This window comes from Leptolyngbya sp. AN02str, from assembly GCF_050565595.1.
Classification (GTDB): domain Bacteria; phylum Cyanobacteriota; class Cyanobacteriia; order Elainellales; family Elainellaceae; genus Kaiparowitsia.
The window spans coordinates 126015-141240 of the sequence record NZ_JBNXVR010000002.1 but is presented as its reverse complement, the minus strand read 5'-3'; the positions used below and the strand labels follow the sequence as shown (position 1 = coordinate 141240).

Sequence of the window (15226 nt, the reverse complement as noted above, 5' to 3'; positions counted from 1 at the left end):
TCATGAATTGATTCACAAAACCTTCACGTGCTGAATCGCGATCTCTCTCTAAGGGCGCATCACAGATCAGTCATAAAAGCGATACATTCACCACAAAGCTTTGTCGAAATTGTGGACGCCAACTGGAGAAAATATCTTGATCTTGTTCCGGTATTTTCACTGAGTTCCCTGAAGAATGTTATCTGTGAAGGCCTAACGTTGTTGCCAATCTCCAGTCGAATTTGCCATGTCCATCATGATTTACCTGTTCCCCGTTTGTCGCCCCCTACGATTGGTTGCTCGTTTGAACACTGCACATCTGGCCCTGTGAGCTGTGACAACCAATCCATAAAGGGAATGCAGAACGGATCACTCAATTCCCTTTATTCAAAGCCCACCATGCCCCAAATTACTGTTGTCATTCCTGCTTACAATGCAATGCGCTATCTGCCAGCTGCTGTAGATAGCGTTTTGAATCAAACATTTACGGATTTCGAAATTCTCATTGTTGATGATGGCAGTTCCGATCAGGTTCGATCGTGGGCCAGCCAGCTATCAGATCCCCGAATTCGGCTGATTTCACAGCCCAACCAGGGATTGTCGGGAGCCCGCAATACTGGAATTTTGCAAGCTCAGGGAGACTATGTTGCGTTTTTGGATGCGGATGATCTATGGGCTCCGTCCAAGCTTGAAAAGCAGCTTCGCCAATTCCAGGAGCGGCCTGAGCTGGGTTTGGTGCATACCTGGATGGAGTTTATTGACGAGTCGGGCAAATCGACCGGGCGGGTGATGAAGTCCTTTGCTGAGGGCGATACCTGGAACGTGTTGGCGGAACGAAATGTGATTGCCTGTCCGTCGGTGATAGTGCGTCGATCCTGCTTTGACCAGGTGGGTATGTTTGATTGCCAATTGCGATCGCTCGAAGATTGGGATATGTGGATTCGCATTGCGGCGCAGTTTCCGTTTGCTGTGGTTCCCGAACCGCTGGCTTACTATCGCCAAACTCCAGGCAGCATGTCGAAAAATTGTGTAGTGATGGAGCAGTCGTTTTACATCGTGATCGACAAAACGTTTGCGCAAGCTCCGGCGGAGCTGTTGCCGCTTAAAAACCGGAGCTTAGGACATGCCAATTTATGCTTGGCCTGGAAGGCATTGCAGAGTCAAGAGCGAGATGACCACTTGGCTGCCCTATACCAGCAAAAGGCGGTGCAGGTGAGTCCCCGACTGCGGCTGAGTCGCGAATATCTACGGCTCAAGGTGGCGATCGCCATGATGCAAGGCTTAGGCAATCATCGATATGACCAAGCCCTGAGCCTGTTTTATCGATTTCGTCGGTATCTGTCAAAGGTTTCCAAAACGGCTTCGACTTAATCAACGCCGCAATTGTTATCACTTAACCCTACGTGGCGGCAACCCATACCCCCGGTTTGGATAACCCTTTGAATGATGGATTCGTCAATGTGTAAGGACAGTGAACCATGTTGGATTATCAACCAATTGACCATTCCCATCCACCAAGCGATCAACCCAATGTAGCAACAGGGTTAGGACAACCGTACCATTTAGCCCAGCCCAAGGTTGCGCTGTTTCATTGCATGGATTTGATTGATGACTTTCTAGATCACATTGGCTGGTCTTTGGAAAAATTTTGTGATGAGTTTACCGCTAACTGGATGTATGGCTTTACTCAAGCCTTGCAGCAAGTTGGGGTTGAAACCGTCATTTTTTGTATCTCGGCACGAGTTGATACGGTATCACGGTTTATTCACAAGCCAACAGGCTCAACCATTTGTGTAATTCCAGCATCTAAACCTTATCGTCTGTACCAATCGTTCAAACGGCGATCGCTCAAGGCGTATGGAGGTGGCGAGAGTCACTCCTTTAAGGAAATTACCGATACCAATCCCCTGCGCCGCAGAGTGCTCACCAGCATCAAAAATGTGGTGCAGAGTGTTGGGTCTTATTTGGCAACACCATCTGAAGTATTGGCGCAAGAGTTGCAGCGCGAAGGCTGTCAGGCTGTGCTGTGCCAGGAGTATGAGTTTCCTCGGTTTGATACCTGCACGCTGGTTGGCAAACGGTCAGGCATTCGTGTATTTGCCACGTTTCAAGGAGGCGACAAAATCCACAGTTGGCTAGAGTATCCTCTGCGGCATCTGGCGTTTCGGGCCTGCACGGGGTTAATCATTGGCCCCCAAACCGAAATCAATCGGGTCAAGCATAACTACCACGTGCCCGATGCCAAAATTGCTCGGATCTTTAACCCGCTGGATGTGGGGGAATGGGTGCCGCCGAGTCGTGTCCAGGCCCGCGATGCGTTGGGAATTCCGCATGAGGCCAAGGTGGTGGTCTACCACGGGCGCATGGATTTGCATCGCAAGGGACTGGATGTGCTGATGGCGGCGTGGGAAATGCTGTGTCGCGATCGCCCCCAGGTAGACCTCCGCCTGCTGCTGTTGGGGTCTGGCCCCGATGCCGAAAAGCTACAGCAGATCATCGAAACGCGCCAACTCAAGGGCATTTTGTGGCGCAACCAGTTTGTAAGCGATCGCGCCATCATTCAACAGCATTTGGCTGCTGCCGACGTCTACACCCTGCCTTCCCGCCAAGAGGGCTTTCCCATTGCTCCCATCGAAGCGATGGCCGTAGGGCTGCCGGTGGTGGCTGCCGACGCGCCAGGAGTTCCCGACATTCTGGAGCAGGGCGAACACTCCGGGGGGCTGGTGGTGCCTCGCGAAGATGTCAATGCTCTGGCTGAAGCGCTGGGCAACGTCCTCGACAACGACGAGTGGCGACACGAACTTGGCCAGCGTGCCCATCAGCGAATTGAACAAGCCTTTGCGCCCTATGCAGTGGGCCTACAGCTCCGCCAGTTTTTGCTGGGTGAGCCAGCTAAATCGTCATCGCAGCTGCAGTCCCACTAAGCCCACGCGCAAATTCTCGGTTTGCTGCTTGTGTTTGGGTGAGCTCTGTTGAACCCTGTCATCAATCGGTCGTATTACTCCCCCAGTCAGACCTATGCCGCCTACTGTTTCTGTTGTCATTCCAGCCTATAACGCCATGGCGTACTTGCCAGAAACCCTGGCCAGCGTGCTCAATCAAACATGGACGGATTGTGAAGTGCTGATCATTAATGACGGCAGTACCGATGGCATCACGGAATGGGCTACGACGGTTACCGATCCTCGGGTCAGGTTCATGCATCAAGAGAATGGAGGCGTGTCGCGATCGCGCAACTTGGGAATTGCTCAATCCCAAGGAACGTACATTGCCTTTGTCGATGCCGATGATTTGTGGTTGTCAACAAAATTAGAAAAGCAGCTGCAATGTTTTCAACACAATCCAACGCTGGGTTTGGTGTACACCTGGACTCAGTTGATTGATGAGTTAGGAACACCAACCCGCACAACGATTTGCAATCACTTGGAGGGGCAGGTTTGGAAGGACGTGTTGATGAGTGATCCCGTGGGGAATGGGAGTGCTGCGATGGTGCATCGGCGCTGTCTTGAACAGGTGGGAGGCTTTGACCCATCCCTCTCCATTTTTGAAGATCGAGACTTGTGGATTCGCATTGCCGAACATTATTCCTTTGGGGTGGTGAAAGAGTGTTTAACTCACTATCGCCAGCATGGAAATAGTGCCATGCGCGATCGCCAAAAAGTGCTGCGAGATATGCGTATTGTGGTGGATCGCTCATTCGCGACGGTGCCCGATGAATGGCTACCCATTCGAAATCAAGTTTATGGCTCTCTTTTGAATTGGCAAGCTTGGGAAGCCTACTCGGCAGGGGATTTCGAGATGGCCTCTCACCTCAAAACCCAGGCGGTGTTGCATCAGCCGTCATTAAAATTCTCAAAAAATTGGATGCGGCTCTCCCTCAAACTTTGGCTGAACCAACAACGAGGCTCTGCAAATTCAGCACCCGAAAAGGTGATTGCTTCACGGTTTGGATAACTTGGAAAAACGACGTTGATTCTGATAGGAATGCGCTCAATTATTAAGCTGAAACATCATGTGATTGGAGGTTTAGAATGCCGAAGGTTTCTGTCATTATTCCAGCTTATAATGCGATGGCATATTTGCCTGAAACGGTGGAAAGCGTGCTCCACCAAACGCTTCAGGATTTTGAAATATTGATTGTGAATGATGGCAGTCGCGATCGCATTGAAGAGTGGGCCACAACGCTGACCGATCCTCGCATCAAGCTCATCACTCAGGCCAATGCGGGTGTCTCGGTTGCGCGAAACACAGGCATTGCCGCTGCCCAAGGAGACTATATTGCCTTTTTGGATGCCGACGATTTGTGGGAGCCAACCAAACTGGAAAAACAAGCCAAGCGCTTGGATGAACAGCCAGAGGTGGGCCTGGTCTACACCTGGACACTATTGGTGACGGACAAAGGCGAGCCCACAGAAGTGATGGTGGCCTTCGATATTGAAGGTGATGTGTGGGAAAAACTCCTGGTGCAGGACATGATGTCCAACTGCAGTTCGGCCATGGTGCGTCGCAGTTGCTTCGATGAGGTGGGCGTGTTTGATCCATCGTTTAGCTACTGTGCCGATCGCGATATGTGGACCCGCATTGCGTCTCGGTATCACTTTGCTGCTGTGAAAGAACCGCTCACCCTCTATCGCCGTCACCCTAGCAGCATGAGTAAAAATCAGCGGAAAACGCTAAGCGAGCTGCGGCAAGTGATTGAAAAGTCATTTCAAGCGGTGCCAATGGAAAAACTTTACCTGCGCAACCGCACCTATGGTTGGATGAACCTGTTTGCGGCGTGGGGATGTTTAGAACATGACATGGATTGCAAAGAAGCGACCTATCACTATCAGCAAGCGCTGTTGCATTACCCGGCGATTCGGTATACCCCCATCTATATTCGTCTTCGCACTGCTCTGTTTCTAACGCAATGGTTTGGGCCAAATACGTATGGCTCTTTGCGGGAACTGACGCGATCGCTACGGCGGCAACTGCGCACCGTAACAGGACATTAACCTCAGGTAACGGTCGCCCTCATGATACCGATTAAAACGTTTGTACCGCGCATTCAAAAACTGCTTTCCGATCAGTTCATTCGCAATGCTGGCTGGACCGGAGGCGGAGAATTGCTCAACCGCGTGTTTCGGTTGGTAACAACGGTCACGCTGGCTCGTGTGTTTAGCTCCTATGACTATGGCCTCATTGCCATCATTTACACCGTTAATGAATTTGCCTCTGTTTTCACCCTGAAATATGGCATTGGGGCCAAGATTATTCAGGCTGAAGAGGAGAAGTTGGCCACGATTTGCAACACGGCTTATTGGTTGAATTGGATTTTGTGTATCACCATTTTCCTCATTCAATTGATCGGAGCTTTTCCTATTGCTATGTTTTATGGCGATCGCAACCTGATTTTGCCGTTGTGTGTAGCGGCGATCGCATATTTAATGCATCCATTTTTTCTCGTACAAATATCGCTCATTCAACGAGAAAATCGGCTAAAAGTTACTGCGATGTGTACGGCATCTCAGTCATTCATTAGTAATATTCTCACTGCTGCTTTGGCGATCGCAGGGGCCGGAATTTGGGCAGTTGTGATCCCAATGGTGGTTGTCAACCCAGTGTGGATCGTTGCAGGATATCGATGCCATTCGTGGCGACCAACGGGCAAGTTTTCCTTAGATGGATGGCAAGATATTGCTAAATTTGGGGGCAGCATTTTGGGGGTAGAGCTGCTCAATAAATTACGAGGGAACTTGGATTATTTGCTGGTAGGCCGCTTCTTAGGTGTGGAAGCCCTTGGTCTTTATTTCTTTGCATTCAATGCTGGCCTGGGGATTAGTCTCAATGTGTTGAGCGCTCTGATTGGCTCCTTGTTTCCCCACTTGTGCGAGGTACGAGGTAGCTATCAAAAACTACGCGATCGCTACATGCGCAGCTTGAGGGTCATTGCTACGATACTGACTCCGGTCATTGTGTTGCAATCCAGCCTTTCACCCTTTTATGTGCCCATTGTTTTTGGCGAAAAATGGATCCCGGCAGTTCCGATTCTCATTATGATTTGCCTTTCAGCCTTGCCTCGTGCGTTTGCGATGGCATCCGCCTCACTGATGGATTCGGTTGGCAAAGCGCATATTACATTGATGTTTGATCTGGTCTTTACCGTTGTCTTTGCCATTGTGCTGTTGATAGCCATTCAATTTGGCATTTATTGGGTTGCTGCTTCTGTGCTGATTTCCCATGCGATTGTATTGCCAATTTACTCAATTGCCGCTACTCGATATGTGTTCAGCAAAACCTACAACCTGTCATCATCTTGAACTGGTTTGTAATCAGGTGTATCCAAACCTTTCGTTCGAAAATCGGCATCAATCTTGTGTTTGTTGACTCAATTTCTACCCTTTAGTTTGAAGAGTGTGATGTCTACAATTTTCCCGAAAATTTCTATTGTTATTCCAGCCTACAATGCAGGCAACACGATTTTGGAAACGCTAGAGTCGGTTCAAAAGCAAACGGTTTCAGATTTTGAAGCGATTGTGATTGATGATGGCTCCATCGATAATACGGTGGATTTGGTAAAGGGCCTCAATGACGATCGCATTAAGGTGTTTTCCTATGCCAATGGAGGAATTGCGATCGCCCGTAATCGAGGAATTGCTCATGCCGCTGGGGAATACATTGCATTCCTGGATTCTGATGATTTGTGGTCGCCAAACAAGTTAGAAATGCAGCTGGCTGCTCTAGAGCAACATCCCGAAGCTGGTGTGGCCTATAGCTGGACTCAGGATTTTTTGGATGGCGATCGCACCATTTCTCGGCAGTATGACCCCGTTGCCATTACGGGGAATGCGCTGCCAGAACTGTTGATTCGCAACTTTTTGAATAGTGGCTCCAATCCATTAGTGCGGCGGGTGGCAGTGGAATCGATTGATGGCTTTGATCCCAACTGTGTGCTGTGTGCCGATTGGGATTACTACATTCGACTGGCGATTCGGTGGCCGTTTGTAGTGGTGCCAGAGTATCAAATTTATTACCGCCTTTCCCCAAGCTCTGGTTCAGCCAAGGTCGCGGCGCTCGAAAAGGATGGGCTGACGATGATTAACAAAGTATACGAGTTGGTTCCTCCTGAGTTTCAAGCGATGCGCAGCAGCAGCTTGGCCGATTTTTATCAATACTGTGCCCAACAATATCTGCGCCATGGCAAAACGGTAGCCGAGGTGAATCAAGCCATTCCCCGCATTCGGAAGGCGATTTATTTGCGTCCCAAACTGTTGCTCACCAGCTATACGCAGGGATTGTTTCGCTGGTTTATTAAACGGTGGGTGTTGGTTCAATTGCCCTTTGGTGGATAAGTGGGCGTTTGCTGGGGTGGATGGCTTGCGCTGGAGCGAATCGAGAGCGATCGCCATCGGTTGATGACCATCGCCAAATCCACGACGCGAAATTGGGCAAACTGGCCGCTAGGCCGAGCATCTAGCGTCTCAAACCCGTTGGCTGTGAGCTGTTGCATGAGTGCCTCAACCAGCGTCATGAGCGATCGCACCCCATCAAACTGGGGCTGAAGCTGGGCGATCGCGGCTCCTATGGCGCGCACCTGATTCACTTCTACAAGTTGCTCTAGTGCCGATAGGTCAATAGTTTCATGGCCCAGCAAGAGTTCATCCACATCACGAACTTTCAGTTTGGGCGATCGCATCTCGGGTTCATGTGCATCGCGGTGGTCTTGGAAGCGACGACTGGACGCAACTCGTTGGTTGCCCATGGGTAAAGGGATTCGAGGGGAAAGGGTGCCAAACTGGCTACCGCTTTCCGATTGGCGCTGGGTCGCGTACTGGATCGCGATCGCCCGCGCCTGTTGCGTCACATCTTGTGGTTGATAGTTGGTCATGGCTATTACCGTATCGGCCACGTCGAAGTAATCGCCACTACCACCCATCACCAGCACGGTAGAAACGCCATAATCCCAATAAAGCTGGCGAATTTTATCGATAAACGGAGTGATGGGTTCGCGATCTTTGGCAATTAGCGCCTGCATCCGGCGATCGCGAATCATAAAGTTGGTAGCCGAGGTATCTTCATCTACCAACAAAACCTTTGCCCCAGCCTCTACCGCTTCAATGATGCTGGCGGCTTGGGAGGTACTGCCGCTGGCGTTTTCGGTAGAAAAGTGGGTTGTGGAGCGCCCCTGAGGTAGGTGGTTAATAAAGGGCGAAAGGTTGACCCCGGCAATGCTGCGGCCATCTTCGGCACGCACCTTGACCGCTTGAGCATGGGTGACTAGGTGCTCGCGGCCATCGCCTGGAATGTGGTTGTAAATGCCCACGGCGATCGCCTGGAGCAGGGTCGATTTGCCATGGTAGCCACCACCCACAATGAGCGAAATGCCCTCAGGAACGCCCATGCCGGTTATAAGGCCATGGTTTGGTCGGTGAAACGAAACTCGCAGCGAGTCTGGGGACTGGAAGGGCTCTGCTTGGTGCGTGAGAGGTGCATCATTCACGCCGCTTTGCCGAGGTAATACTGCGCCATCCGGAATAAACGCCACGAGGTGGTGCGCTTCTAACTGCGATCGCAACCAGTCGGTATCTTCGACCGTTTCGACATGATGAGTGAGTTCGGTGGCGTTGAGGTGGCTGTAATGGAGCGATCGCCTCACAATGGTGGGCAAATCCTCACACAGCAGCGCAGCCGCTTGCCGTCCCAAAATGCTGCGTCCCCGTGCGGGCAACCCCACCACAAACCGTGCTTCGATGCCCTGGTGCGTAGCAAGAATGGCTGTGCGATCGAGAATGGATTGGCTGGGTGGGGCGATCGCGATTAGCCCACTTTTGCCGCTGCCACGCTTGCCAGAACACCCGTGGGCGGCTGCCGCAAACTGCCGAGTGAGATAGTCGCGTAGGGCCACGGCACGGCTGGGGGTCCGGTACAGATCGGGGGGAAAGTTGGCGATCGCCATGGGCACCTGCACCCGTAGCTGGCTAGGAGCCGCAAACGGATCGCCCTGCACGTAATCAATGTGGAGATCAAAATCATCAAAGGCGTAACGGCCCTGGAGGCTTTTGTAGGCGCTATAGCTGCGTCCATCCAGGCGATGCAGCGTTTGAGTCAACAGGTGGGCTGTGGTCATGGCTTCAAGATCAGGGCTTCAGAACAATGCGGAGGGCAAGGGGGGATAATTGGGGTAGAATCTGCCCATTCTGCGATGCAGAAACTTGCTGCGATCGCCCCACTCGCTGTCTTGGAGAAAGGTCCCATGGAAAAACCCGACCCGTCGAAGCTGGATAAGCAAGTTGAAAAGAATCTGGTCAAAGTGGATGCCACCACGGTTGTGGTCGTTGTGGCGATCGCACTGCTGCTGCCTTTGTTGTTGGCGGGTTTCTTTTTTCAATGAAGGCAATCAACTGCCCCGCATCCACACTGCTGGTGTCTTTAGCCAAAGTCTACAGCTTAGGCAGCTTTGATGGATTGCCTTGATGCATGGAGCACAGGCAATTCAATTCTAAACTCTGCCCCGTTGCCCAGTTCGGACACACAGGTAATGGAACCACCATGTTTCTCTGTAACGATTTGGTGGCTAATGGATAGACCCAATCCCGTTCCTTTGCCCATTGGCTTGGTGGTGTAAAAGGCATCGAACAACTTCGTAAGACATTCCTCACTCATGCCAGGGCCATTGTCTGCCAGCCGAATCAGAACATGTCCATTTTGCAAACGTTCGGTCGTAATGGTAATGGTGGGTTGATTGGTTTGCTCGCCAGGGTTGTGGTCTAACGCGTCAATTGAATTCGCCAGAATGTTCATAAACACCTGGTTCAACTGTCCTATAAAACATTCCACTGTTGGTAGATTGCTGTATTGCTTGACTACCCGAATGGCCGGACGCTCAGAATTGGCCTTGAGGCGATGCTGCAAAATCAAGAGCGTACTGTCGATGCCTTCATGAATATCCACGACTTGCATGGCACCTCCGTCAACCCGGGAAAAGTTGCGCAATGACAGCACAATTTGCTGAATGCGCTCAGTTCCCATTTTCATGGAGTCCAGCATTTTGGGCATGTCTTCGGCGAGAAAGTCTAACTCAATGGCCTCTGCTTCAGCTTGAATCATGTTGCTGGCCTGGGTCTCTTGCTGTAGGCAAAGCTCTGCAAACTGGAGTAGGTTGGCCGTGTAGTCCTGCACATGCATGAGATTGCCAGCAATAAAGTTGATGGGGTTATTGATTTCGTGAGCGACTCCAGCCAACAGTTGCCCAAGGCTAGACAGCTTTTCGGTTTGGATGAGTTGCGTTTGCGTTTGCGTTAAATCCAGCAGCGTTTCTTCTAACCGTTGGGTCTGGTCGCGCAGTTGGGCTTCTGATTGTCGCAAGGTTTCTTCAGTTTGTTTGCGCTCGGTGACTTCAACTTGCAGCTGCTCATTGGCCAGCTGTAGGGCGTTCAAGACATGGGTTCGTTCTTGAACTTGTAGGGCCAACTGTTCATTTGCCAGTTCTAACTCTCGTTTGGACTGGCGGCGTTCTTCCAGAACTGCCATCATCATGAGGGTGGTGACTGCGATCGCCCCCATAAACGTTTGCAGCAGCAGGAGCGATTCATTCAAGTCGTCGCGAATGAAGGAACCTCGCCCCTGCACGGTTCCCCAAATCGCCACCCCGGTCACGAGCACGATTCCAGTCGTTGCACCAATTTGTCCAAATCGAAACGCTGCCCAAATTAAACAGGGAATTAAAAGATACTCAACTGGAAACCCAAAACCAAAGGCAAGTTTACCAATCCCGAACAAGGTTAAAAAGAATAATCCGATTTCAGTAAATTGTTGAGGGCGGGGACGAAACTGAACAATACGTCTCCATGCCAATAGCATGGGCATGAGAATCACCAGGGTGATGGCATTGCCAATCCACCAGGTTAGCCAAACTGAGTCAAAATCGGCCCAGTTAGAGATTCTAAAAAGACACAGGGTTGTCACCCCAATGAGCGAATTACACGCAGCACTCAGGAGTGCAATTAGCACGAATTTAAAGGTGTCGTTTGCCCGTCCGAAGGGGTAGCCTTTCCCAATCAGGCGACGCAGCAATAGGTTGCCGACTGTGGCCTCTAGAGTGGCACCCACGGCAATAATGCTGCCAACGGCGATCGCCGTTGGCCAACTCTGGCTAGCCTCGTAATAGCCTGGAGAAGAAACAATAAAATCTGCGAGCCAAACCGCCGGTACAAAGCGATAACCAAACCACAATAAAGCAGTCCAGGCAATCGGTGAGGGGAGCCATACCGGAGTTACATTGCTAGGAGGAATCGGCAGCGCCAGCGACATCCCCGCTTTGGCAACGCTATAGTAGATGGCAATGAATGCTGCCATAAGCAGGATTGATCCAAACCCTGTGGTTCTCTTCAGCAGCTTCATAGAATGGTTGGCTCCTGCGGGACATTAAATTTCTTAAACGATTAAAACCTAAGCTTCCCGATTCGACGTGGGTAATAACGCCCAAGCTGGATCTTTGTCAAATCCCTATGCGTTGGATGTCTGTTGGATGTCTGTTGGATGTTGATGCTCAATCACCTGAGTGATGGATGAGCCAAAGTGCCGATTTTTGCGTGCGCCTCGTGCACACAAAAATGGGATGTTTTGAGGTTTTCGCAATGTGCAAACCTCAAAACATCCCTTAACGGAAACAGGACTTACGCAAGCCTACTGAATCTGCTGTGTTGGTGTTGTGGGTAGGGTGTGAAGCCCGACTCACAGCACAAATACGGAAGTCGATGCGAACTTGATGTGATGAAACGCTGACTTATGGGTCAGGGATGGTGATGTCGATGGTTGAGACTTGACCGTTGGGGGCGATCGCGCTCAGCGGGGGTTGAATAGCGCTGGCATTGCCCACCACGACCGTCACCAGTTGATCCGGTTTGAGATGGGTTTGGGCAGCTTGCAAAATATCTTCGGGCGTGGTGGCCTGCACCTGCCGCTGGTACTGGAAGATAAAGTCTTTGGGATAGCCGTAGTACTCGTACCGCATCAACCGCGATAGCAGTTGCCCTGGTGTTTGAAAGTTGAACACAAACGCATTCAACACAGAGTCTTTGGCCTGTTGCAGTTCTGCCTCGCTAATGGGCGTATTGCGCACCTTCTCGAGCTCGCTTTTCATCGCCTCAATAAAGGCCACCGTAGCATCGGAGCGAGTTTGCCCGCCGCCCACAAAGGTCCCCGGATAGTCAAACCGAGGATTCCAATAGGCATACACCACATAGGCTAACCCCTGGCGCGATCGCACTTCGTTGGTCAACCGTCCGCCAAAGCCATTTAGCACGTCATTCAGCACCGAGAGAGCGGTGTAATCGGGATCTTTGAGCTGTCCGCCTAAGTGCCCTATCTGGATGTAGCTTTGCGTGAGCTGCGGTTGGTCAATCAAAAACACGCCCCCCTGGGTGGCTTGGGTTACGTCGGGGAGGGCGCGCTCGGGCTGTGGAGCAGATGGGTCTGCTCGCCACTCCCCAAAGGTCCGTTGTAGGAGCGATCGCATCGCAGCCGTATCAAAATCGCCCACAATGCCCAACAGCATGTTGTCTGGGCGGAAGTACTGCTGATGAAAGGCCACCACGTCTTCGCGGGTAATGGCCTCCAAAGTCCGGTACTCAATCGTGCGGGCATAGGGGCTATTCTCCCCATACAGCAGCTTGCTAAATTCGCGCCCCACAATGTTTTCGGGCTGATCATTACGGCGGGCAATGCCACCTCGGCGCTGATTTTTGCTCAGGTCTAGTCGCTCTTGTGGAAAGGCGGGCGATCGCACCACCTCGGCAAATAGCCCTAACACCGACTCCAAATCTTCCGTCAGGCAGTTAAAGCTGGCGAAGCCACTTGAGGTGTCAATTCCAGTCTCAACCTGGGCGGCCATTTGCTCTAGGAGCAAATTCAGCTCGTCTGCGGGATGATTCGTTGTGCCGCCACTGCGCATCACCTCGCCCACAACGCTGGCCAAGCCCGTTTTCTCGGCAGGCTCTATGCGGCTGCCAGTCCGAAAAATGGCGGTGCCACCAATGAGGGGAAACTCGTGATCTTCAATTAAATACACCACCATGCCATTGCGCAGACGAAACCGAGTGTAGTCTGGCAGTTGCACTTCGCGCAGCGACGGAAATTCCAACTGGTTATAATGTAACGGCTCGGCGGCACGCACGGGGGCAGGATGCAGCAGCGACAGCGCCATCATCAGTCCGCAGGTGAGCACGGCCAACAGTGCAGGATAGATCCGAACTGAGCGGAATCGTGAAGGGCTCACGTTTCGGGGGCGGCGCTGCGCCAAACGATGGATAAATTGCATCGAGTTCTGTCTCCTCACGATTGGCCCTCAACGGGCAGCAAACGACCAATAGTTAGTTTTTCGGGCACAAAGGTTGCCTGTGCCACACGTTGAATGTCTTCAGCGGTTACGGTTTCGACCGCTTGCAGTTCGTCAAATAGATTGCGCCAGCTGCCAGTTTTGGCGTCGTAGTCGGTGAGCAAGCTGGCCATGCCTTCATTCGAAGAAACGAGCTGCAACAAACTAACGCGTACCTGGGTTTTGACGCGATCTAGTTCTTCGGCGGAGACGGGTTCGGTTTTAAGCCGGGTGAGTTCGCGGTTGAAGGCAGCAGCCACTTCATCCACGGTACGGCCAGGGGCTGTTAGTGCATACACCATAAAAATGGTGGGAAAGCGGTTGCCCGGAAAGCCATTGCCCACTTCTACATTGAGCGCAATCTGCTGTTCGACAAGGGCCTGGTAGAGCCGCGAGGTGCGCCCACCCGACAGAATGGAGCTCAGGACAAAGTACACGGGACTGTCGGGATCGCTAATGGCTGGCCGCTGGTAGCCTTCGATGTACCAGGGCTGAGATTGCAAATTGACGGTGACTTCTCGGGGTTCGGTTTGGGCTGGGGCGGTGGCTTCAATATCGGGAGTGCGCGATCGCGCCTGATATCGTCCAAAGTACAGCTCTGCCAGCCGTTGAACCTCTTGGGTATCCACATCCCCTACCACGGCCATTACCATGCGGTTGGGCGTGTAGTAGGCATCAAAAAAGTCTTGAATATCTTTGCGGGTCAGGTTGCGAATATCTTCTTCGTACCCAATTACCGGACGGCCATAGGGATGGTTGGGATAAGCCGTTTCTAGAAACGCCTCGATCATTTTGCCGATGGGTGAGTTGTCGGTGCGCAGGCGACGCTCCTCCAAGATCACGTCCTTCTCTTCGTGAAACTCACGAAAGACTGGGTCAAGAAATCGCTCCGATTCCAACGACATCCAAAGCTCTAGCTTGTTGGAGGGGAAGCTGTAAAAGTATCGCGTCTCGTCGGCAGAGGTGGTGGCATTGAGCCCAACGCCGCCAGCCCGTTCCACAATTCGGCTGTACTGGTTTTGCTCAACAAAGGTGGCGCTTTGAGCTTTGAGGGTGTCAAAGGTTTGCTGGAGACGGGTGATCTCATCGGTCTGATTGGCGGCTTTGGCGGCTTGCAGTTGGTCAAACACGCGATCTAGCTCGTTGAGGACTTGCTGCTCTTGCTCGTAATCGCGGGTGCCAATGCGGCTGGTGCCTTTGAACGCGAGATGTTCCAAAAAGTGGGCGGCTCCCGTTTTACCAGGGGCTTCTTCGGCAGCACCCACATTGACATAGGTCATAAAAGATACGACGGGAGCCTGGTGTCGCTCCATGACGATAAATTTTATGCCGTTGTCGAGGGTGAATTCCTGAATGCGCTCGATCGCTCGATCAATATAGGGCTGAATGGAGTTGGGAGCGGTGGCCTCAGGTGGCGCGGCAGTGCGGGCCATGGCTGTGGCTGTGCTGCTACTCCACAACAGCAGAATGGAGAGCGCGATCGCTACAAACCGAGAGATGGGATGAACAATGCGAGGTCGAACCGGGTGGGAAATAGGTGAGTTGATGGGTGGGCAGCCAGGCTGTGGGCTACGCCAGCGAACCAACGCCAATAGATGATGGGGCATGGAGTTGAAACACAAACAATTCCATCGTCCACTATAGCGGGTTGGCTTTGCGCTGATGTGACGGCTCATGGCCCTGGGCTGTTCTTAGCGCTCTCATGGAATAGGACTGACGCACTTCATCCGAAAAACCAGGGGGTTGAATGGTGTTTGGAGTACCTAGCACTCCAAACATCATTCAAATTCATAAGCCCTGATGTAGCCTGCGGGCCAGAATCTACGGCGATGTTCTACCCATCCAATAAATGGGAACCGCAGCCCTGCGAAACGCAGCCATGTGAACCGTCGC

Annotated in this window: 11 protein-coding genes; 7 read left to right on the top strand and 4 right to left on the bottom strand. The window is 51.9% G+C overall.

The window, feature by feature from the left end; genetic code table 11:
• The first annotated feature begins 378 nt into the window (after positions 1-378).
• From ACQ4M4_RS02370 to ACQ4M4_RS02345, 6 genes are all read left to right on the top strand, one after another.
• Positions 379-1350 carry a glycosyltransferase family 2 protein gene (locus ACQ4M4_RS02370; RefSeq protein ID WP_430682848.1) on the top strand — a complete coding sequence of 324 codons (972 nt, stop codon included), beginning with the start codon at positions 379-381 and terminating at the stop codon, positions 1348-1350.
• A gap of 107 nt (positions 1351-1457) precedes the next feature.
• The gene (locus ACQ4M4_RS02365; RefSeq protein WP_430682847.1) at positions 1458-2903 is read left to right on the top strand and encodes a glycosyltransferase family 4 protein; all 1446 of its coding nucleotides are present in this window, start codon (positions 1458-1460) and stop codon (positions 2901-2903) included.
• A gap of 94 nt (positions 2904-2997) precedes the next feature.
• The gene (locus ACQ4M4_RS02360; RefSeq protein ID WP_430682846.1) at positions 2998-3933 is read left to right on the top strand and encodes a glycosyltransferase family 2 protein; all 936 of its coding nucleotides are present in this window, start codon (positions 2998-3000) and stop codon (positions 3931-3933) included.
• A gap of 77 nt (positions 3934-4010) precedes the next feature.
• Positions 4011-4973, top strand: a complete 963-nt coding sequence (locus ACQ4M4_RS02355) for a glycosyltransferase family 2 protein (RefSeq protein ID WP_430682845.1) — start codon at positions 4011-4013, stop codon at positions 4971-4973.
• Positions 4974-4994: 21 nt separating this feature from the next.
• Positions 4995-6278, top strand: a complete 1284-nt coding sequence (locus tag ACQ4M4_RS02350; protein WP_430682844.1) for a lipopolysaccharide biosynthesis protein — start codon at positions 4995-4997, stop codon at positions 6276-6278.
• Positions 6279-6377: 99 nt separating this feature from the next.
• Positions 6378-7310: a glycosyltransferase family 2 protein gene (locus ACQ4M4_RS02345; protein ID WP_430682843.1), complete on the top strand. Its 933-nt coding sequence runs from the start codon at positions 6378-6380 to the stop codon at positions 7308-7310.
• Here ACQ4M4_RS02345 and ACQ4M4_RS02340 read toward each other — a convergent pair.
• Positions 7289-9085, bottom strand: a complete 1797-nt coding sequence (locus ACQ4M4_RS02340; protein ID WP_430682842.1) for an ABC-ATPase domain-containing protein — start codon at positions 9083-9085, stop codon at positions 7289-7291. The two genes, ACQ4M4_RS02345 and ACQ4M4_RS02340, sit on opposite strands and share 22 nt — an antisense overlap.
• A gap of 75 nt (positions 9086-9160) precedes the next feature.
• On the opposite strand from ACQ4M4_RS02340, the gene ACQ4M4_RS02335 reads away from it, so the two are divergent.
• Positions 9161-9349, top strand: a complete 189-nt coding sequence (locus ACQ4M4_RS02335; RefSeq protein ID WP_430682841.1) for a hypothetical protein — start codon at positions 9161-9163, stop codon at positions 9347-9349.
• Positions 9350-9405: 56 nt separating this feature from the next.
• Here the strand turns inward: ACQ4M4_RS02335 and ACQ4M4_RS02330 are convergent, their stop codons facing one another.
• The 3 genes from ACQ4M4_RS02330 to ACQ4M4_RS02320 form a co-directional block, all read right to left on the bottom strand.
• Positions 9406-11313 carry an MASE1 domain-containing protein gene (locus ACQ4M4_RS02330; RefSeq protein ID WP_430682840.1) on the bottom strand — a complete coding sequence of 636 codons (1908 nt, stop codon included), beginning with the start codon at positions 11311-11313 and terminating at the stop codon, positions 9406-9408.
• A 430-nt stretch (positions 11314-11743) separates the two neighbouring features.
• Entirely contained in the window at positions 11744-13276 is a 1533-nt protein-coding gene (locus ACQ4M4_RS02325; RefSeq protein WP_430682839.1) for a M16 family metallopeptidase, read from the bottom strand.
• Positions 13277-13290: 14 nt separating this feature from the next.
• Entirely contained in the window at positions 13291-14940 is a 1650-nt protein-coding gene (locus ACQ4M4_RS02320; protein WP_430682838.1) for a M16 family metallopeptidase, read from the bottom strand.
• Positions 14941-15226: the final 286 nt, after the last annotated feature.